Annotated in this window: 17 protein-coding genes; 7 read left to right on the top strand and 10 right to left on the bottom strand. The window is 67.4% G+C overall.

Annotated features, from left to right (window positions below; all coding sequences use genetic code 11):
- Nucleotides 1–2: 2 nt before the first annotated feature.
- Nucleotides 3–2,510, bottom strand: a complete 2,508-nt coding sequence (gene hrpB, locus ACEF39_RS20290; protein WP_500286380.1) for an ATP-dependent helicase HrpB — start codon at nt 2,508–2,510, stop codon at nt 3–5.
- A 68-nt stretch (nt 2,511–2,578) separates the two neighbouring features.
- Here hrpB and ACEF39_RS20285 point away from each other — a divergent pair, with 68 nt between their 5' ends.
- Complete coding sequence (locus ACEF39_RS20285; RefSeq protein ID WP_500286379.1) at nt 2,579–3,376, top strand: TatD family hydrolase; 798 nt, start codon at nt 2,579–2,581, stop codon at nt 3,374–3,376.
- 71 nt (nt 3,377–3,447) lie between these two features.
- On the opposite strand, the gene ACEF39_RS20280 is transcribed toward ACEF39_RS20285, so the two are convergent.
- The 4 genes from ACEF39_RS20280 to ACEF39_RS20265 form a co-directional block, all read right to left on the bottom strand.
- Nucleotides 3,448–4,365 (bottom strand): NAD-dependent epimerase/dehydratase family protein, encoded by a 918-nt coding sequence (locus ACEF39_RS20280; RefSeq protein WP_500288058.1) that lies wholly within the window; start codon nt 4,363–4,365, stop codon nt 3,448–3,450.
- Between the two features lie 11 nt (nt 4,366–4,376).
- Entirely contained in the window at nt 4,377–5,315 is a 939-nt protein-coding gene (gene panE / locus ACEF39_RS20275) for a 2-dehydropantoate 2-reductase (RefSeq protein WP_500286378.1), read from the bottom strand.
- Nucleotides 5,316–5,984: 669 nt separating this feature from the next.
- Nucleotides 5,985–6,785, bottom strand: coding sequence for an ABC transporter permease (locus ACEF39_RS20270; protein ID WP_099819852.1), 801 nt, complete (start codon nt 6,783–6,785; stop codon nt 5,985–5,987).
- A complete protein-coding gene (locus tag ACEF39_RS20265) occupies nt 6,782–7,750 on the bottom strand; it encodes an ABC transporter ATP-binding protein (protein WP_165378407.1) in 969 nt (322 codons plus the stop codon). The genes ACEF39_RS20270 and ACEF39_RS20265 overlap by 4 nt, the downstream gene beginning before the upstream one ends.
- An 84-nt stretch (nt 7,751–7,834) precedes the next feature.
- Here ACEF39_RS20265 and ACEF39_RS20260 point away from each other — a divergent pair, with 84 nt between their 5' ends.
- Nucleotides 7,835–8,584: a ferredoxin--NADP reductase gene (locus tag ACEF39_RS20260; RefSeq protein WP_081794578.1), complete on the top strand. Its 750-nt coding sequence runs from the start codon at nt 7,835–7,837 to the stop codon at nt 8,582–8,584.
- A gap of 111 nt (nt 8,585–8,695) precedes the next feature.
- Here ACEF39_RS20260 and ACEF39_RS20255 read toward each other — a convergent pair whose 3' ends face one another.
- Both ACEF39_RS20255 and ACEF39_RS20250 read right to left on the bottom strand, forming a co-directional pair.
- Nucleotides 8,696–9,865 carry a lytic polysaccharide monooxygenase gene (locus ACEF39_RS20255; protein WP_500286377.1) on the bottom strand — a complete coding sequence of 390 codons (1,170 nt, stop codon included), beginning with the start codon at nt 9,863–9,865 and terminating at the stop codon, nt 8,696–8,698.
- Nucleotides 9,866–10,101: 236 nt separating this feature from the next.
- Nucleotides 10,102–10,587: a DUF1203 domain-containing protein gene (locus tag ACEF39_RS20250; protein WP_500286376.1), complete on the bottom strand. Its 486-nt coding sequence runs from the start codon at nt 10,585–10,587 to the stop codon at nt 10,102–10,104.
- 271 nt (nt 10,588–10,858) lie between these two features.
- Here ACEF39_RS20250 and ACEF39_RS20245 point away from each other — a divergent pair, with 271 nt between their 5' ends.
- From ACEF39_RS20245 to ACEF39_RS20235, 3 genes are read left to right on the top strand one after another with little or no spacing between them, the layout of a single operon-like run.
- Nucleotides 10,859–12,385 carry an alpha/beta hydrolase gene (locus ACEF39_RS20245; RefSeq protein ID WP_500286375.1) on the top strand — a complete coding sequence of 509 codons (1,527 nt, stop codon included), beginning with the start codon at nt 10,859–10,861 and terminating at the stop codon, nt 12,383–12,385.
- The gene (locus ACEF39_RS20240; RefSeq protein ID WP_025877565.1) at nt 12,382–13,128 is read left to right on the top strand and encodes an ABC transporter ATP-binding protein; all 747 of its coding nucleotides are present in this window, start codon (nt 12,382–12,384) and stop codon (nt 13,126–13,128) included. Before ACEF39_RS20245 ends, ACEF39_RS20240 begins: the two co-directional genes overlap by 4 nt.
- Nucleotides 13,125–14,309 carry an ABC transporter permease gene (locus tag ACEF39_RS20235; protein ID WP_500286374.1) on the top strand — a complete coding sequence of 395 codons (1,185 nt, stop codon included), beginning with the start codon at nt 13,125–13,127 and terminating at the stop codon, nt 14,307–14,309. The genes ACEF39_RS20240 and ACEF39_RS20235 overlap by 4 nt, the downstream gene beginning before the upstream one ends.
- A 72-nt stretch (nt 14,310–14,381) precedes the next feature.
- On the opposite strand, the gene ACEF39_RS20230 is transcribed toward ACEF39_RS20235, so the two are convergent.
- Nucleotides 14,382–15,185: an AraC family transcriptional regulator gene (locus ACEF39_RS20230; protein ID WP_500286373.1), complete on the bottom strand. Its 804-nt coding sequence runs from the start codon at nt 15,183–15,185 to the stop codon at nt 14,382–14,384.
- A 75-nt stretch (nt 15,186–15,260) separates the two neighbouring features.
- On the opposite strand from ACEF39_RS20230, the gene ACEF39_RS20225 reads away from it, so the two are divergent.
- Nucleotides 15,261–15,515, top strand: a complete 255-nt coding sequence (locus ACEF39_RS20225) for a hypothetical protein (RefSeq protein WP_500286372.1) — start codon at nt 15,261–15,263, stop codon at nt 15,513–15,515.
- Nucleotides 15,516–15,588: 73 nt separating this feature from the next.
- On the opposite strand, the gene ACEF39_RS20220 is transcribed toward ACEF39_RS20225, so the two are convergent.
- Together ACEF39_RS20220 and ACEF39_RS20215 are read right to left on the bottom strand one after the other, a co-directional pair.
- Nucleotides 15,589–16,596, bottom strand: a complete 1,008-nt coding sequence (locus tag ACEF39_RS20220) for an energy transducer TonB (RefSeq protein ID WP_500286371.1) — start codon at nt 16,594–16,596, stop codon at nt 15,589–15,591.
- Nucleotides 16,597–16,797: 201 nt separating this feature from the next.
- Nucleotides 16,798–17,424, bottom strand: coding sequence for a TIGR00645 family protein (locus ACEF39_RS20215; protein ID WP_230112884.1), 627 nt, complete (start codon nt 17,422–17,424; stop codon nt 16,798–16,800).
- A 113-nt stretch (nt 17,425–17,537) separates the two neighbouring features.
- Between ACEF39_RS20215 and ACEF39_RS20210 the strand changes: the two genes are divergently transcribed.
- Entirely contained in the window at nt 17,538–18,227 is a 690-nt protein-coding gene (locus ACEF39_RS20210; RefSeq protein WP_500286370.1) for a glutathione binding-like protein, read from the top strand.
- Nucleotides 18,228–18,344: the final 117 nt, after the last annotated feature.

Here is an 18,344-nt window from a genome sequence, read left to right as displayed (position 1 = left end):
ACTCAGGTCCCGCGTGGCTTGGCCCGGTGGGTCGCCGTGGCCGTCCACGGATCGTCCGGCCACGGGTGGCGCGGGTAACGGCCCTTCATCTCCTTCTTCACCTCGGCGTAGGTGTTCTCCCAGAAATTGCGCAGATCCTGGGTCACCTGCAACGGCCGGCCACCCGGTGACAGCAGGTGCAGGGTCAGCGGCACCCGGCCATCGGCGATGCGCGGCGTGTCGGCCAGGCCGAACAACTCCTGCAGCTTTACCGCCAGCACGGGCAGCAGCGGCTCGCCGGTTTCACCGTCCAGCGCGTAGGTGACCGGCCGCTCCAGCCCTGACGGCACGGTGATCCGGGTGGGCGCGTGGCGTTCGATCAGCTGCCGCTGCGACCACTCCAGTGGCGCCTTCAGTGCTTCACCGAAACTGGCCTCGTCCAGCGCATCCAGACGTGTCCTGCCCGCGAACGCCGGCTGCAGCCACTGCGCACGGTTGGCCAGCAATGCGACGTCACTGCAGTCGGGCAGGCCCAGCTCCGGCATCCAGCGCCGCAGCGATTCCACCCGCGCCTGCCACTGGCGCAGGCCCTCGGTCCAGGGCAATGCCTGCAGGCCGAGCTCGGCAACGGCATCGGTCAGCGCCTGTGCCGCCAGCTGCGGATCAACCCGGCCAGCCGAACGGCTGTCCATCACGATGCGGTCGAAGCGTGTTTCGCGCAGCGCGACCAGGGCGCGGCGGGTGTCATCCCAGCGCACCGCGTCTTCGGACACGAAGCGGTCGGGCCAGCTCCGGCGCAGATAGCCTTCATCCACCGGTGCGGCGCGCAGCAGCAGCGCGTCGCGCGCCTCGAAGCGCAGCTCGCTGGCCACCAGCCACGGTTCGCCCCGCAGGTCGCTCAGTTCATGCAGCCTGGCACTGCGGCCGTTGGCCAGCAGGTAGCGCAGCGGATCGTTCGGATGCTGGAAGGCAATGCGGTCGGGGAAGGCATGGGCCAGCAGGTCGCCCAGTTCGTGGGCCTCGATGCTGGCGGGCGGTGTGGCGTCACAACGCAGGCGGCGGCGCCATTGCCTGGCGGCGGCGTCGATGGCGGCCAGGCCACTGCGATTGGCATCGGCCGGCGCACGGCCGTTGCGGAAGGCCGCCAGTGCGCGCCAGCGTGCGGCCAATGCATCACCGCCTTGGCGCAATGGGTCACGAGCTTCCAGCAATGCCGCCAGATCGGCTGCCAACGCCTGCGCGCGGGCATTGGGTGCGGCCAGCAGCATCGCGGCCATCCGCGGATGGGTGCCCAGCGCCAGCACGCGGCGGCCGAGTGCGGTGATCGCGCCGCTGCTGGACAACGCACCCAGACGCTGCAGCAGTTCGCGTGCGGCGGCCATTGGCCCCGTCGGTGGCGGGTCGAGAAAGCGCAGGTCACTGCTGCCCCAGGCGGCCAGTTCCAGCGCAAGGCCGGCCAGTTCAACCTGGTCGATCTCGGCGCGACGCTGCGGTTCCAGCCGTTGCGACTGCGGCCACAGCCGCCACGCCACGCCCTCGGCCACACGGCCGGCACGGCCGGCACGCTGGTCGGCCGAGGCCTGCGCGATGGCCACCACGTCCAAGCGGGTGAAGCCACTGTTGGGGTCGTAGCGTGGCTCGCGTGCCTGACCGCTGTCGATCACCACGCGCACGCCGGGCAGGGTCACCGAGGACTCGGCGACGTTGGTGGCCAGTACCACGCGGCGGCGGCCGTCGTTGGAGGCCTGCAGCACGCGTGCCTGCTGTTCCACCGGCAGTTCACCGTGCAGGGCCAGCACCTCCACCGCAGCGCCATCAAGACTGTCCTGCAGGCCGGCCTGCACGCGTGCGATCTCGCGCTGGCCGGGCAGGAACACCAGCAAGTCACCCGGGTGCTCGGCCAGCACCTGCTGTACCGCGCGCCGCACCTGCAGCTCCAGTGCCTCGTCACGCCGGGCAGGGAAGTGGCTGATCGCCACCGGATAGCTGCGGCCCTCGCTGCTCAACCGTGGTGCATCGAGGAAGCGGGTCAGGCGCTCACCGTCCAGCGTCGCCGACATCACCAGCAACCGCAGGTCGTCGCGCAGCTGCGATTGCACGTCCAGGGCCAGCGCCAGGCCCAGATCGCCGCTGAGGTGGCGCTCGTGGAATTCATCGAACAGGATCGCGCCGACAGTTTCCAGCATCGGGTCATCCTGCAGCATCCGGGTCAGGATGCCTTCGGTGACCACCTCGATGCGGGTGCGCGCCGATACCTTGTTCTCGAAACGGATGCGGTAGCCGACGGTACCGCCGACCTCCTCGCCGAGCTGGCGCGCCATGAACATCGCGGCACTGCGCGCGGCCACCCGGCGCGGTTCCAGCAGGATGATCCTGCGGCCCTGCAGCCACGGCGCATCGAGCAGCGCCAGCGGCACCTGGGTGGTCTTGCCGGCGCCGGGTGGGGCTTCCAGCACCAGCCGCGGGTGCGCGGTCAGGTGCTGCTGGATCTGCGGCAGCAGCGGCGAAATGGGGAATTGCGGGGCGTTCATGTGCAAAGGATAAGGGGCCATGGCGGGCACGGGTACAATGCGCGGGTTTTCCTGTCCCTGCTGCCCCCATGCATCTGATCGATATCGGCGCCAACCTGACCCACGACTCCTTCGACCGCGACCGCGACGCCGTGCTGGACCGCGCTCGGCAGGCCGGTGTGGTGCAGATGATCATCACCGGTGCCAGCCGCGAGCATTCGCCGCTGGCCCTGCAGCTGGCGCAGCAGCACCCGGGGTTCCTGTACGCCACCGCCGGCGTGCACCCGCACCACGCGGTGGAGTACACCGACGAGTGCGATGCGGAGATGCGCGCGCTGCATGCCCACGCTGAAGTCGTGGCGGTGGGTGAGTGCGGGCTGGATTATTTCCGCGATTTCTCGCCGCGCCCGGCGCAGCATCGCGCGTTCGAGCGCCAGCTGCAGCTGGCTGCAGACAATGGCAAGCCGCTGTTCCTGCACCAGCGCGACGCGCATGCCGATTTCATGGCGCAGATGAAGAACTTCGAAGGCCACATCGGTCCGGCCGTGGTGCACTGCTTCACCGGCGAGCGCCAGGAGCTGTTCGATTACCTGGACCAGGACTGGTTCATCGGCATCACCGGCTGGCTGTGCGACGAGCGCCGTGGCGGGCACCTGCGCGAGCTGGTGAAGAACATTCCGGCCAATCGCTTGATGATCGAGACTGATGCGCCGTACCTGCTGCCGCGCACCCTGAAGCCGATGCCGAAGGACCGCCGCAACGAACCGGTGTTCCTGTCGCACATCGTGGAAGAGCTGGCGCGGGACCGTGGCGAGGATGTGCAGACCACGGCGGCGAACGCCACGGCCGCAGCGCGTGCGTTCTTCCGCCTGCCCGACGCTGCCTGATCGGCAAACGGTAGTGCCGGCCGCTGGCCGGCAATCAAATTGTGCTGCCGGCCAGCGGCCGACACTAGCCGTCAGCCGGGAACGCCCGGATCCGGTAGCGCCGGGCCATGCCCGGCGAGCGAAGCGACAAGATCCGTCAGCCCTTCCCGATACGTTGGAAACCGCGGCGTCCACTCCAGCGCCTCGCGCGTGCCCCGGCTGTCGATGCGCTTGTTGCTCTGGTAAAAGCGCCGCAATGTCGCGCTGAGCGATGGATCATCCCAGGCTACCGCGGGTGGCATGGCGAACCCGCCCAGCTGCGCGGCGAAGGCCAGTACATCCTGCGACGGCGCCGGCTCGTCATCGCTCGGCAGATACAGCGCATTGGCCATGGGGCGCCGGATCGCGGCGATCACCACGGCAGCCAGATCTTCGACGTGCAGCCGATTGAACACCAGCCCTGGTCGCACCACGTGCCGCGCGCGGCCTTGGGACAGCTGCAGCAGCGCATTGCGCCCGGGCCCATAGAGGCCGGGCAGGCGGAACACCGCCGATGCGATGCCGCGCGTATCCGCCAGCGCACGCCACTGCGCTTCGGCGAGTTGTCGCTGCATGCCCACGGGTTCTGTGGCATCGGCAACGCTGCTCTCGTCGATCCAGCCACCGTCGCGGTCGCCGTAGACCGAGGTCGATGACAGGTAGCCGAGCCATCGCAATGAATCGCTGTCGCGCAGCGCGGCATGCAGCAGTCGCAGTGCCGGGTCGCCCTCGGCATCGGGTGGCACGCTGCACAGCACCGCGTCGGCGTGTGCGATGGCAGCGAGCAGGGCGGGTGAGAGCGCAGCGTCGGCATGCAGCTGATGGCGCTGCAGGCCATCGTCAGGTGCTGACGCCGGATCGCGCACCGTGCCTTCCACCTGCACGCCCTGGGCCTGAAGGTGCGCAGCCAACACGCGCCCACTCCAGCCCATGCCGAGGATCAGTACCCGCTTCGGCAACGGGCCAGGCATGTTCATCGGCTTCAGCTCGGGCGCTGGGCCTGGTAGGCCTGCAGGCTGCTATACGCCACCTGCAGCAGCAACGCTTCCTGGCCCGCGGCGCGCGCACGCGCCAGCATGTCGCCGACGATCTGAGCGGCTTCCACCTGCTGGCCCGCTTCCAGGTCGCGCAGCATCGACGCCTTCAACGCCGAACCGGCCTGGGTCAGGGTGCCACGCGCGGTGTCCTGCGCAGCGTCCGGCACCGGTTCGCCCGCAGCTTCGGCCACCGCCAGGCATTCGTCGTACAGGCCGCGCACGATAGCCTCGCCGTCGTCGGTAGCCACGATGGTGCCGATGTCCGCACGCAGCAGGCAGGTGGCCGCCGCCAGTGCGGTGAGGAACGTGTACTTGATCCACTGTTCCTGGCCGATGTGTTCGCTGGCCAGATGATCGAGATTCGCCTGTGCACAGGCTGCAGCGAATGCCTGCACGCGCGCGGAGACCGCACCGCCATCGCGTTCGCCGAAGGTCAGCTTGGCCGGCTTGCCCAGGTGCAGCACGGCACCATCGGGCGCCTTGGTCGCACTGATGAAGCACAGCCCACCGAGCACTGCATCGCGACCGAAGCGCGCGTCAAGCGCGTTGTAGTGATGCAGGCCGTTGAGGATCGGCAGCACGGTGGTGTCCGCACCCACGGCCGGTGCGATGGCATCGATGGAGCTGTCCAGGTCGTAGGCCTTGCAGCTGAGGATTACCAGATCGAACGGCGTGTCTGCAGCCAGCGTTGCCAGGGCATCTGCGGTGACATGCTGCACCGGGAACGTGGCATCGCCCACCGGACTGCGCAGCACCAGGCCATCACGATCCAGTTGCGCGGCGCGGGCAGGGCGCACGAGGAAGGTCACGTCCACGCCCGCCTGGGCCAGGCGACCACCGAAGTAACCGCCGGTACCGCCGGCGCCGAGGATCAGGATACGCATTGCACGCTCACCGCAGTTGGGGGATTCACTGCTGTGATTGTGCCGGAGTTTGCAGCCAACGGCTGCGCCCCTCGTGGTGGTTTGAAGCTCAAGCCGTGTTTGGGTCGGGCGGGGTGGGCTCGCGGGGGCGCCGTGAATACGTCCTTGTAGGCTTGGCCGCCGCATCCATGCGGCGGACACCCCCGCGAGCCCACCCCGCCCGACCCCTGACGGTTTCCGTGTGCGTCCACCACGGAAAACAAAGAAGAAAATCAAAAGCAACAGCGGGTCGCTCCGCTCGTTCCACGCGATCATCTTTCCGATGGATCCATATCCATCAGTTCACAAACGAAAAGAGCCGAGCAGATGCTCGGCTCCATCGCGAATGCTTCATCCACGCATGGCGTGGATCTACTGTGTCGACCAGGGTCGACACCCACCAACAGCAGCAAAGACCGCCGTTCCAACAGCATCGGGAAACTGTCGAAGGCGGGGTGGTGTCGGGTTGCGGGGTGTCCGCGCCATGGATGGCGCGGCCAAGCCTACAAGGACGTACTTGCGGCGTCCCCGCCACCCGACACCACCCCGCCAACCCACGGATAGCTCGCTTTTGACGTTGACGTTGACGTTGCCGGCCAGCGGCCAGCACTACCACCGGGGGTGCAGGGCCGCAGGCCCTGCAGAACATCCTCAGCTGCGCATGCCTACGCCACGCTTCAACAACCACAGCGCCAGCGCCGTCAGCACCACCACGAAACCGATCATCAGCGCATACGCCACCACCACCGGCACGTCGCTGCTGCCCAGCAGGCCATAGCGGAACGCGTTGACCATGTAGAAGATCGGGTTCGCGTGCGTGGCCGCTTCCGCCCATGGCGGCAGCAGCTTCACCGAATAGAACACGCCGCCCAGGTAGGTCAGCGGGGTCAGGATGAAGGTCGGCACGATCGCCACGTCATCGAACTTCTTCGCATACACCGCGTTGATGAAGCCGGCCAGCGAGAAGATCGTCGCGCCCAGGATCACCGTGGTCAAGGTCACCAGCGGATGCGGAATGCGCACCGGGGTGAAGAACATCGCGATGATCAGCACGATCACGCCGACCATCAGGCCGCGCAGCACTGCACCGGCCACGTAGCCCCACAGGATTACCCAGTTCGGCATCGGGCTGACCAGCAGCTCTTCCACGTGGCGGCCGAACTTGGCGCCGAAGAACGACGAACTGATGTTGCCGTAACTGTTCTGGATCACACTCATCATCACCAGGCCCGGCACGATGAACTGCATGTAGGTGTAGCCGCCCATGTCGCCCACGCGCGAACCGATCAGGCCGCCGAAGATCAGGAAGTACAGGGTCATGGTGATCGCCGGCGGCACCAGGGTCTGGCCCCAGATGCGCATGATGCGGGCGACTTCGCGGCGCACGATGGTCATCAGTGCGATGCGGTTGCGCTGGCCGTCGGTCAGGACCGGGGTCGGGGTGCTGCTCATGCGGACGTCTCCTGGTTGCCGGTGAGGCGCACGAACAGTTCCTCCAGGCGGTTGCTCTTGGTACGCATCGAACGCACGCGGATGCCCGCTGCGTTCAGTGCCTCGAACACGCGGTTCAGATCCATCGCGCGCGGCATGTCGATGTCCAGCGTATGACTGTCGGTGGCGATCAGGGTCGCACCCTCGATCACCGGCAGCTGGGCGGGCAGGGCGCCGTCGATGTCCAGCAGGAAGCCTTCCACATCAAGCTTGGCCAGCAGCTCGCGCATCGGGCCCTGGGTGACGATCTGGCCATGGTCGATGATGGCCAGGTTGCGACACAGATGCTCGGCTTCTTCCAGGTAGTGGGTGGTGAGGATGATCGTGGTGCCGGCGGCGTTGATCTCCTTCAGCACCCGCCACATGTCGCGGCGGATTTCGATGTCCACGCCGGCGGTCGGTTCGTCCAGGATCAGCAGGCGCGGCCGGGTCATCATCGCGCGGGCGATCATCAGCCGGCGCTTCATGCCACCGGACAGGGTGCGGCTCATCACCTGCGCTTTCTCCCACAGGTGGGCGCGCTTGAGTTCGACCTCGGCCATCTGCTCGGCTTCCGCGCGCGGCACGCCGTAGAAACCGGCGTAGTTCACCAGGATGTCGAAGGGCTTTTCGAACAGGTTGAAGTTGATTTCCTGCGGCACCAGCCCGATCAGGCGCATGGTGGCGCTGCGGTTGCGCACCAGGTCGCTGCCGAACACGTCCACCTGGCCCTCGCTGAGGTTGACCAGGGAGCTGATGATGCCGATCAGGGTGGACTTGCCGGCGCCGTTCGGGCCCAGCAGGGCGAAGAAGTCGCCCGGGGCCACTTCCAGCGAGACCCCTTTCAGGGCCTGGGTGCCGTTGTCATAGGTTTTACGCAGGTCGCGCACGCGCAGGGCGGGCGCCGTATCGTTCTGGGAAGCCAAGCTCGAAGCCTTCGCGCCCATGGGCTGGCGCTGGAGAGGGGCGGGGAAGGTCTATTATAGAAGACCCCGAGGGCTTGCCCCGGCTACACACTGTCCCGAAAAGTCGTGCCTGTCCAATTCCCCATCAAACTGGTCGACCGCCGCATGCTGGCGCCCTCCATCGGCCATTACCAGTTCGTGCGTGACGACGGCCAGCCGCTGGATTTCCAGCCCGGCCAGTTCATCCAGGTCCATTTCAGCTACGCCGATGGCACCGAAACCAAGCGCAGCTATTCGCTGGCGACCATCCACGACCACGCGCTGGGGCCAGGCGAGGCGGTGGATATCGCGGTCAGCTTCGTACCCGGTGGCGCCGCCACGGCGCTGTTCGAGGCGCTGGACATCGGCGGCCAGGTCAGCGCGTCCGGTCCCTACGGTCGGTTCTGCCTGAACCCGGGCGACCACAACGGCCGCTACCTGCTGATCGCCACCGGTACCGGCGTCACCCCGTACCGCTCGATGCTGCCGTTGCTGGCAACGGCGATGGCCGAGCGTGGCGTGCAGGTGGTCCTGCTGCAGGGCGCACGCAGCCCGGGGGAACTGCTGTACAGCGAAGACTTCTACAGCTTCGCCGAAAAGTACCCGAACTTCCGTTATGTGCCTTGCCTGTCGCGGGAACTGCCGGCCGAGCCGCACCCGGACGTACACCATGGCTATGTGCAGCAGGCGCTGGCGGCGTTCACGCCGGACCCGGCCACCGACATCGCCTACCTGTGCGGCAACCCGGACATGGTCGACGCCTGCGCCGAAGCGCTGAAGGCGGCGGGCCTGGGCAATCCGCAGATCCGCCGCGAGAAGTACGTCAGCAGCAAGTAGGCCGAAGGGTAGTGCCGGCCGCTGGCCGGCAATCCCACGAACCCGGGTAGTGCCGTCCGCTGGCCAGCAACCCCAGCCGAGGCGGCCCTTCACCGCCCCCTGGACCATGCCTCAGTACGGCACCCAGGCATCGCGCCAGGCCGAACCCACACCCGGCCGGTACGCCTCGGCATTGACGTTGCACCACGCGCCTTCCGGGAACGGGCGGCAGGCGTACAGCTTGCCGTCGCTGCTCTTCACCACGGTCTGCCCGGGCACGTAGCTGCCGATACCGGCCGGATACACATGGTCGAAATCACCGCCGGGTGACGGCGTACCCGGATCTGGCACCTTGGTGTCCAGCTGGAAGCGATTGCCATCCTTCAGGTACACGCGGTTGTCGGTGGCCGAGGCGGTGGGCGTGATCGCGCCGTTGCTGAGTACGCCGACGCGCGCATGCTGGGCAATGGCGTTGACCTTGCGCGCAAGCGCCAACGGCCACTGCGCCGGCGTGGTCTGGCCTGCGGCCAAGGTGGCTTCCACGCGTTCCACGTCGTTGCCGTTGGCATTGAACACACGCAGCGCCAGGGTGGTGCCCACCGGCAGCTCGGTACGTGCAGTCACCGGCCCGGCATCCTGCCACTGCGGCACCGGCGTGGTACCGCCGCCGCCATCAAAGCGCACGTCCATGCAGGTATAGAACGCTTCGGTCGAATCGGCGCGCTGCCAGGTGTTGTAGATCACATGCTGGCCGCTGCGCTGCGGCAGCGTGCACTGCAGCTTGTAGGTGCCATCGGCCGACAGCGGCGTATTGCCCAGCGAGCAGAATTCCTGCAGGTCGGCCCAGCGCAGCGGGCTGCCCGGCTGCCAGCCGGCGCGGGTGACGAAGAACTTCCAGTCACGCGTGGCATGCGGGGCGGTGGCCTTGAACACGAAGGTGAACTTGCCGTTCGCATCGGGCTGGATCGGCGTGGTCTGCCAGTCACTGCGATCCAGGTCCAGGCCGCGGAAGGTCGGGTTGTTGCCGCTGCACAGCTTGCCGTCGGGCACCACGGCCTGATGGTTGCCGTTGGCATTGGCCTGGTTGATGCCGTTCCAGTCGTAGAACGCCTGCGAGCCGGCCACTGCCTTGGCGGCCGCGCAGGCCGGGTTGGTGGGGTTCTCCGGGTTGCCCTGGAAGCAGGCATAGACGCGGCTGACCGGGGTGATCATCGTGCCGTGTGCAGCGGCGTTGCCGGCAACGCCAACACCGGCGCCAACGAAGACGGTGGCCAACAGCAATGGGGTGTATCGCAGAGACATGGCGCATCCTTGTGGTCGTCGAAGGGAGCGGTGACCGCAGCACCCACGCCGTATCGCGCGACGGACGATGAGCGGTACCGCCGCGAGTATCGAGCTGCAACACGCAGTGGGAAACCACGTCAACGCCGATCCGTGACTACGTGTGTGAAGCCCTTCCCGCAGGCTTCACGCCACACTGAACGAATGCGTTGGCGGTCACGCCGGCAGCGCGGCAACGATCACGTTCGCGCGCACCGTCATGACCGTTGATTGCCGACCCGATCCACCTGGCACGAAAAGCATCCATGCCCTGCGTTGTGCAGTTGCACGAAGGCGACCGTTGTATCGGCGAACAGCCGGTCCAGGTGCGCGGCAACCTCGGTGCCCTGGCAGACCAGGCCGCTCAGCATGAAGTCCGCGCTGTCATAGGCGCGCACTGACATCAGCCGACGGTGCACGTAGGCAGGTACCACGCCTGCCGGCAGCACGCAGCGGGTGGCACCGCGCTGCACGAAGATCGGGCCCGAGGCGCGGTATGGCGAATGCGTGGCCAGGTGTGTGTAGGGCAGCAGAAGCAGTTCCGCACCCGCAGGCGCGTCGGTCAGGCTGACCCTGCAGGGGTAGCCACCACTGTCGCCGGCGCGCCGGCGCACGATTCCCCGCGCGGCCAGCGCATCGTCGCTGGATTCGAAAAGCGTCTCGAACGGCTGGTGGTCGATGCCACTGAGTTGCCACGGATGCATGGAGTGTCTCCTGGTTCTGCGCGCATTCTGCCGGCGCCACGGGCCGCCTGCTCGCCATTTTCCGCCACCTGATCGCGCTGGCCGATACCGCCCTGTACCGGGCCAAGGCCGAGGGCCGCAACCGCCTGGTGGCGGTGCCGACGCCGGCCCAGGGCATCCGCCTGTCGCCGCCAGCGCCCGGCGCGTGTAAGTTGGGTCACATCTGTTTGGTCACATCTGCCGCGGCACACCGTCGTGGTGGGCAGGAACATTCCCAGGGGAATCACGCACGATGCAACGACACCATTTCGCGCGGGCCGGGTTGCTGGCCAGCATGCTGATTGCCGGCTGCAGTGCACCGCCGCAGGCAGGGTCCGACGGCGCGGGCGATACACCCAGCCGCCGCTACGGCCAGATCGATTTCCGCCCCTGCACGCTGGCCACCGAAGGTGCCAATGCCAACGTTGAGGCGCAGTGCGGGACGTTCCAGGTGCCCGAAGACCGGAGCAGGCCGGATGGCCGCAGGATCGATCTGCGCGTGGCCTGGCTGGAGTCGGGCAACAGCGGTTCGGGCCTGCCGGACCCGGTGTTCTTCCTGGCCGGCGGACCTGGCCAGGCGGCCAGCGAGGTGGCCGTCATCGTCGATACGGCACTGCGCCAGGTGCGCAAGCAGCGCGACATTTTCCTGATCGACCAGCGCGGTACCGGCGGCTCCAATCCGCTCAGCTGCCTGGGCGCGGACGGCAAGGAGCTGCCGATGGATGAAGACGCTGCGCCCAGCGAGGCACTGCTGCGCGAGTACGCGGAGCGCTGCGCTGCGTCGCTTAAGGGCCGTGCCGACCCGCGTTTCTATACCACCGCCGAGGCCATCGCCGATCTGGACGCGGTACGCCAGGCGCTCGGCGCCGATACGCTCAACCTGGTGGGTGGCTCGTATGGCACCCGCGTTGCCCAGCGCTACGCGGCCACTTATCCGCAGCACACCCGCAGCATCGTGATCGATGGCGTGGTACCGAACGATCTGGTGGTAGGCGGTGATTTCGCCAGTACCTTCGACAACGCGATCACCCTGCAGTCCGAGCAGTGCCGCAAGGACGCTGTCTGCAGCAAGCGCTTTCCGGTGGACACCCGTGCGCAGCTGCGCAGCGTGGTGGAAACCCTGCGCCGCGCACCGGTCACGGTCGACTACCGCGACCCGGGCACCAACGCACCGCAGCAGGACGTGCTGACCCCGGACAGCGTGGTCGGCCTGGCCTTCGCCTTCTCCTACGTGCCGCAGTACTCCTCGCTGCTGCCGCTGGTGCTGGATGAAGCCGCACAGGGCCGCTATGCACCGCTGGCGTCGCTGGCGCGCGGCGCCACCCGCAGCATGGATTTCCAGATCAACCGCGGCATGCAGTGGTCGGTGATCTGCAGCGAAGACGCTCCGCGCTATCAGGCGCCGGTCGAAAGCAGCGACAGCCTGGTCGGCCCGGAAGTGGCGCGCGCGTTCTTCGCCGCCTGTCCGGTGTGGCCGCACCAACCGGCACCGGCGGCAGCGGCAGTGCCACTGCACAGCGACCTGCCGGTGCTGCTGCTGTCCGGCGAACTGGACCCGGTGACGCCGCCGCGTTACGCCGAACAGGTGCTCAAGGGGCTGCCGAAGGGACGTGCGCTGGTTGCCCGTGGGCAAGGCCACGGCACCCTGACCGCCGGTTGCATGCCGCGCCTGCTTGGCCAGTTCATCGACACCACCGATGCCAAGGCGCTGGATGCCAGCTGCCTGGACACGCTGAGCTACGTGCCGGCGTTCACCTCGTTCAACGGATGGGCCCCATGATCGTCGCCGACAACCTGCACAAGGCCTTCAACACCCGCACCGGCCGTATCCAGGCGGTGGCCGATGTCGGCTTCCGCGCCGAGGATGGCCGCATCACCGGCCTGCTCGGTCCGAACGGCGCCGGCAAGACCACCACCATGCGCATGCTGTACACGCTGATGACGCCGGATGAAGGCAGCATCACCGTCGATGGCATCGACGCAGCCCGCGATCCGGTGGAAGTACGTCGCCATCTTGGCGTGCTGCCCGACGCGCGTGGCGTCTACAAGCGGCTGACCGCGCGCGAGAACATCGCCTACTTCGGCGAGCTGCATGGCCTGTCCGCGTCGCGCATCCGCGAACGCATCGAAGTGCTGTCGCATGCGCTGGACATGGCCGACATCCTCGACCGCCAGACCGATGGCTTCTCGCAGGGCCAGCGCACCAAGACCGCCATTGCCCGCGCGCTGGTGCACGACCCACGCAACGTGATCCTCGACGAACCCACCAACGGCCTGGACGTGATGACCACCCGTGCACTTCGCCGCTTCCTGCTGGGCCTGCGCGAGGAAGGGCGCTGCGTGATCCTGTCCAGCCACATCATGCAGGAGGTAGGTGCGCTGTGTGACCACATCGTGATCATCGCCAAGGGCACGGTGATGGCCGCCGGCAGTGCCGATGAACTGCGCGCGCAGTCCGGCGAGCCCAACCTGGAGGATGCGTTCGTGAAACTGATCGGCAGCGAAGAGGGCCTGCACGCATGAGCATGATGTCGACCATGATGACGGTGATGCGCAAGGAACTGCGCGACCTCTCGCGTGACCGCCGCACCCTGCTGCTGACCCTGCTGTTTGGTCCCCTGCTGTACCCGCTGCTGATCCTCGGCATGGGCAAGCTGGCCGAAAGCCGTGTGCGCATCCAGATTGAACAGCCGCTGCAGATCCCGACCATCGGTGCCGAGAATGCGCCGAACCTGGTGCGCTTCCTGGCGGCGCAGGGGTTGAACACCGCGCCGGCGCCGAAGGATCTGGCCGAGGCGATCCGCTCGCAGGAGATCGACGTGGCCCTGCGCATCAGCCCCGATTTCGGCAAGGACTGGGCCGATGGCAAGCCCGCGCTGGTGGAAGTGATCCGTGACAGCACCCGGCGCGCCGCCGAGGTACCCAGCGCCCGCCTGCAGGCGGCCCTGGCGACCTACAACGGTCAGGTCGGTGCGTTGCGGCTGATGGCGCGTGGGGTCGACGCGCAGGTCGCGCGACCGCTGGATGTAGCCACCCAGGACATGGCCAGTGCCGAGGCCAAGCGCGGCATGATGCTGTCGATGCTGCTGCCGGTACTGCTGACGCTGACCTCGTTCATCGGTGGCGCCTACCTGGTGATGGATGCCACCGCCGGTGAGCGCGAACGGCAATCGCTGGAGCCGCTATTGGCGACACCGGGTTCGCGCAGTGCCATCGTCAGTGGCAAGATCGCCGCCGCGTGCGTGGTCGGCTTCGCCTCGTTGCTGCTGACGTTGATCGCGTTCAAGGCCAGTGCGCAGATCGCGCCCGGCAATGTCGGCCGGCAGCTCAACATGAACATCGGCTCGATGCTGCAGATGCTGCTGGTGATGGTGCCGATGCTGCTGATCGGCACCTCGCTGCTGACCTTCCTCTCGGCCGCCGCCAAGAGCATGAAGGAAGCGCAGAGCCACATGACCTGGCTGGTGCTGCTGCCGATGCTGCCCGGCTACGCGTTGATGGCCTACCCGGTGAAGAGCGAGCTGTGGCAGTACGCCGTGCCATTCCTGTCGCAGAACCAGATGCTGTTGAAGGTGATCCGCCACGAGGCGATCAGCCCGACCATCTGGGCGGTCTATCTCGGCGCAAGCCTGGGCCTGGCCGCAGTGCTGTGGTTCGCTGCCGTGCGTCGTTACCACAACGAACGGCTGGCGATTTCCGGCTGAGCGGAACCGGTAGCGCCGGGCCATGCCCGGCGGATATCGAACGATGCCCGGTCATCCCGGGCTTCGTCCATTTCAGCGCAGTGAAGCGTTTCCGTCCGCATACCGCGCTGGCGTCACTCCCATCTCGCGCTTGAACACGGCGATGAAGGCACTGGGCGTGTCGTAGCCCAATGACAGTGCGACGGTGGTGACCGGTTCGTCGGCCAGCAATCGCGGCAGCGCCAGCAGCACGCGCAGGCGTTGTCGCCAGTGGGTCAGGGTCATGTTGGTCTCGGCCTGCCAGCGGCGGGCGAGGCTGCGACTGGACAGGCCGCTCGCTGCGGCCCAGTCCTCTACGCTGCGTGCATCATGTGGTGTGCGTGCCAGGGCCGAGGCGATGCGGCGCAGGCGGCGGTCGCTGGGTTGTTGCAGGGCCAGCGGCAATGGCGTGCCGGCGGCGATCTCATCGATGATCACCGCGGCCAGGCGCTGTTGCACCGCATCCAACGCCTGCCCGGACCACTGCAGTGCCCGCGGCACCGCCGCCTGCAGCAGGTCGCTGGGCTGGAAGATGCGCGGTGCGGTGGGCAAGCCCGCGCAGGCTTCCCTGCTGAAGTACAGGCTCCAGCCATCGAAGCTGCCGATGCTGGAAAGCGCGTGCGGGTGCTGCGGCGGAAGCCACGCCACGTGCCCCGCCGGAAGCAGCCAGTGGACGTCACTCGCCTCGATCCGCAACAGACCCGTGTGGGCGCCCAGCAGTTGTCCGCGCGCGTGCTGGTGGCGGGCAGTGCGGCGCGCACCCGGCATTGCCAGTTGCGTGCCGAACAGGGCGGGCCCTGCGCTGGCATCAGCCAGTGCTGGATCGATCAGGGGTGTCTGGACTGTCTGTTCTGCCATATCCATTGGCAGTTATACGGCAGAACGGTCGGCCACGAGCGTCGACACTGAGCATCCATTCCCCAGGAGCAGGCTATGCAACCGCAGGACATCCTTCCCGATCACCAGAACGACGTGCACGTGAACGGTGTCACCGTACGAAAAGGCAGTGTCGGTGCCTTCCTCGCCAGCGTCCGCGACTGGCAGGCCCCAGCCAGTGACGATGCCACCCGTGCCGCCGCCGAAGCCGATCTGCGCAGTCTGCTGCCCGGGCTGCACGCACTGGGCCTGTTCCAGGTGCTGGCCGCACGTGATCCGGCGCTGCAACGGTTGATCGACGGCGCAGCCTGAAACGGGCAAGGCCCGGACATGCCGGGCCTTGCTTCAGAACCGCCGGGTGCGGCCGGCGCTACCGCCTTGGGCATCAGCCGCCCGGTGCGAACACCAGCGTGCGGCGGGTGGTGACCGGGGCGTTGACCGGCTCGAAGCGCCAGCGCTTGACCGCGTTGAGTGCTTCGCGATCAAAGACGCGCGAGGGCGTTGCACGCAGCACGCGCGCATTGGTCACCGAGCCGTCGGTGCCGACGGTGATTTCCACCAGTACTTCGCCCGAGGTGCCCGAACGCAGCGCATCGGCGGGGTAACGCGGTGCCGGCGTGCTGACCGGGCGCAGGCTCGGCGCGGCGGCGGTCGCTGCCTGGCGGGCGGCGTTGGCCTGCTGCGCCGCGGCCTGCTGCTGCTTCTGTTCGGCATCGCGGCGGGCGGCGGCCTGGCGCTCGGCTTCCTGGCGCTCGCTGTCACGACGGGCAACATCCTGCTGCGCGGCAATCTGCTTGGCCGCCTCGGCTTCCTTGGCGCGCTGTTCGGTCAGGCGCTGCTGTTCGGCCAGCTGCTTGGTGCGGTCTTCAGCGTCCTTCTTGACCTTCTCGGTCTCGTCTTCGGTGCGCTTGGCCGCAACCTGCACGCCCTTGCTCAGGCCTTCCTTCAGGCGCGGCAGGGCCGGGGCCGAGGCGTCGACCTTTTCGATCAGGGCGACCAGCCGCTGCGCTTCGGCGAAATCTTCGCGGCCCAGGTGCTGCTCGGCGGCGATCAGGGTGTAGGGCAGCAGGTCGGTCAGCGCGCTCTTTACCGAGGCGTCGTCCGGGGTCTTGTCGCGCAGTGCCAGGTAATACTCGATGGCGTTGTCGCCGGCCGGGGCGTACATGCGGTTCTCGCGCAGTGCCTGGCTGGCCGATTCGCGCAGCTGTTCGGTGCCCATCGACTGCACCTTGGCGGCCACGGCCGGTGCGGCAGGCGCCGCAGCGACGGGGGCGGCGGCACCCTGCGCGGCCGGAGCCGGTGTTTCTTCCTTGCCCGAGCAGGCAACCAGGGCCAATGCCAGAGCGACCGGCATCCACCGGCGCGCGGCGGCGATCATTGCGACGTGCGACATCCTGCTCCCCTCTAAGAAGACGACGTTACGACAAACGTAGACAAGCCTGCCGGGACTGGAGGTCCGGGCGCGGTCGATGACGTTTCCCGACGCCATCGCCGATGACGGCGAGGGTGCAATCTAGCATCCCGGCCTCACCTGCGCACAAGGGCAGGTGAGGCCAGGCCGGTGGCGGCACTGGTACCGCCACCGGGATCGGGATCAATGTGCGGCGGACTTGCCGTGGCCTTCCGGCTTGTCGTGGCTGCCGGACATCAGTTTGTCGGTCCATGCGATACCGATCGCCGACAGGATGAACACGCAGTGGATGATGGTCTGCCACAGCACGCCGTCAGCCGTCAGCATCGAGCAGCGGGCCACGCCGATGTTGGCGGCAGCCACGCTCATCTGCTCCGGGGTGCACAGCGGGATACCGCCTAGTGCGCCGGTGGCGATGAACGTCTTCAACAGGTGGATCGAGGAGATGCCGATGATCGCCATCGCCAGCTTCACCTTCAGCACGCTGGCGTTGACGTGGCTCAGCCATTCCGGCTGGTCCGGGTGGCCCTCCAGGCGCAGGCGCGAGACGAAGGTTTCATAGCCGCCGACGATCACCATCACCAGCAGGTTGGAGATCATCACCACGTCGATCAGGCCCAGCACGATCAGCATGATCTGCTGCTCGCCCATCGACACCGAGTGCGAGATCAGGTGCCACAGTTCCTTGCCGAACAGGAACACGTAAACGCACTGGGCAACGATCAAACCCAGGTACAGCGGCAGCTGCAGCCAGCGGGTAGCGAAGATCAGGCTGGACAGCGGGGACAGTAGCGGACGGTTTGCACTCATGCGGAGGATGCTGCGTTTCGGGGGAGAGGCGAGGTTACCGGCCCGCCATGACGGTGCCAAGCCAACGCACGCACTAGACTTCAGGTTCCCTTCCGTACCCCAGAGCCGCCGCCATGATCGATCTGTATTACTGGCCTACCCCGAACGGCCACAAAGTGACCCTGCTGCTGGAAGAAGCCGGCCTGGAGTACCGCATCCACCCGGTCAACATCGGCACTGGCGACCAGTTCAAGCCGGAATTCCTGGCCATTTCACCCAACAACAAGATGCCGGCGATCGTCGACCACGCCCCGGCCGACGGCGGCGCCCCGCAAAGCGTGTTCGAGTCCGGCGCGATCCTGCTGTACCTGGCCGAGAAGACCGGCCGCTTCCTGCCGGCCGACCCGCGTGGCCGCGTCACCACCCTGGAATGGCTGTTCTGGCAGATGGCCGGGTTGGGCCCGATGAGCGGGCAGATGGGCCACTTCAACGTGTACGCGCCGGAGAAGATCCCGTACGCGATCGAGCGCTACGACAATGAAGTGCGCCGCCTGCACGGGGTGATGGACAACCGCCTGGCCGAGCACGCCTTCCTGGCCGGCGAGGACTACACCATCGCCGACATGGCCAGCTACCCGTGGGTTGGCGCCTACGACAAGCTGCCGGCGGACTTCGACGCCTTCCCCCACCTAAAACGCTGGCACCGGGCCATTGCCGACCGTCCGGCCACCCAGCGCGCCTATGCGCTGCGCACGCAGGTGAACCCGGATGCCGGCAAGCCGCTCAGCGACGAAGAGCGCAAGCACCTGTTCGGCAAGCGCTGACCCGGCACGGTGGGTGCCGACCGTTGGTCGGCACTCATCATGGGAAGACCTCATGGGCAGAAGGTCATGCTGTCTTCCCGCACCGGCTTGGTTAGGATGGAGGCTGACCGTCCCGCG

Source organism: Stenotrophomonas indicatrix (assembly GCA_041545745.1).
GTDB lineage: Bacteria > Pseudomonadota > Gammaproteobacteria > Xanthomonadales > Xanthomonadaceae > Stenotrophomonas > Stenotrophomonas indicatrix_A.
The sequence above is the reverse complement of the archived record's forward strand: the minus strand, read 5'-3'. Positions and strand labels throughout refer to the sequence as shown.

What these genes read in the sequence shown, in the direction of transcription:
- hrpB (WP_500286380.1), bottom strand. Translation starts at nt 2,510, where the DNA reads ATGAACGCCCCGCAATTCCCCATTTCGCCGCTGCTGCCGCAGATCCAG.
- ACEF39_RS20285 (WP_500286379.1), top strand. Translation starts at nt 2,579, where the DNA reads ATGCATCTGATCGATATCGGCGCCAACCTGACCCACGACTCCTTCGAC.
- ACEF39_RS20280 (WP_500288058.1), bottom strand. Translation starts at nt 4,365, where the DNA reads ATGCCTGGCCCGTTGCCGAAGCGGGTACTGATCCTCGGCATGGGCTGG.
- panE (WP_500286378.1), bottom strand. Translation starts at nt 5,315, where the DNA reads ATGCGTATCCTGATCCTCGGCGCCGGCGGTACCGGCGGTTACTTCGGT.
- ACEF39_RS20270 (WP_099819852.1), bottom strand. Translation starts at nt 6,785, where the DNA reads ATGAGCAGCACCCCGACCCCGGTCCTGACCGACGGCCAGCGCAACCGC.
- ACEF39_RS20265 (WP_165378407.1), bottom strand. Translation starts at nt 7,750, where the DNA reads ATGGGCGCGAAGGCTTCGAGCTTGGCTTCCCAGAACGATACGGCGCCC.
- ACEF39_RS20255 (WP_500286377.1), bottom strand. Translation starts at nt 9,865, where the DNA reads ATGTCTCTGCGATACACCCCATTGCTGTTGGCCACCGTCTTCGTTGGC.
- ACEF39_RS20250 (WP_500286376.1), bottom strand. Translation starts at nt 10,587, where the DNA reads ATGCATCCGTGGCAACTCAGTGGCATCGACCACCAGCCGTTCGAGACG.
- ACEF39_RS20245 (WP_500286375.1), top strand. Translation starts at nt 10,859, where the DNA reads ATGCAACGACACCATTTCGCGCGGGCCGGGTTGCTGGCCAGCATGCTG.
- ACEF39_RS20240 (WP_025877565.1), top strand. Translation starts at nt 12,382, where the DNA reads ATGATCGTCGCCGACAACCTGCACAAGGCCTTCAACACCCGCACCGGC.
- ACEF39_RS20235 (WP_500286374.1), top strand. Translation starts at nt 13,125, where the DNA reads ATGAGCATGATGTCGACCATGATGACGGTGATGCGCAAGGAACTGCGC.
- ACEF39_RS20230 (WP_500286373.1), bottom strand. Translation starts at nt 15,185, where the DNA reads ATGGCAGAACAGACAGTCCAGACACCCCTGATCGATCCAGCACTGGCT.
- ACEF39_RS20225 (WP_500286372.1), top strand. Translation starts at nt 15,261, where the DNA reads ATGCAACCGCAGGACATCCTTCCCGATCACCAGAACGACGTGCACGTG.
- ACEF39_RS20220 (WP_500286371.1), bottom strand. Translation starts at nt 16,596, where the DNA reads ATGTCGCACGTCGCAATGATCGCCGCCGCGCGCCGGTGGATGCCGGTC.
- ACEF39_RS20215 (WP_230112884.1), bottom strand. Translation starts at nt 17,424, where the DNA reads ATGAGTGCAAACCGTCCGCTACTGTCCCCGCTGTCCAGCCTGATCTTC.
- ACEF39_RS20210 (WP_500286370.1), top strand. Translation starts at nt 17,538, where the DNA reads ATGATCGATCTGTATTACTGGCCTACCCCGAACGGCCACAAAGTGACC.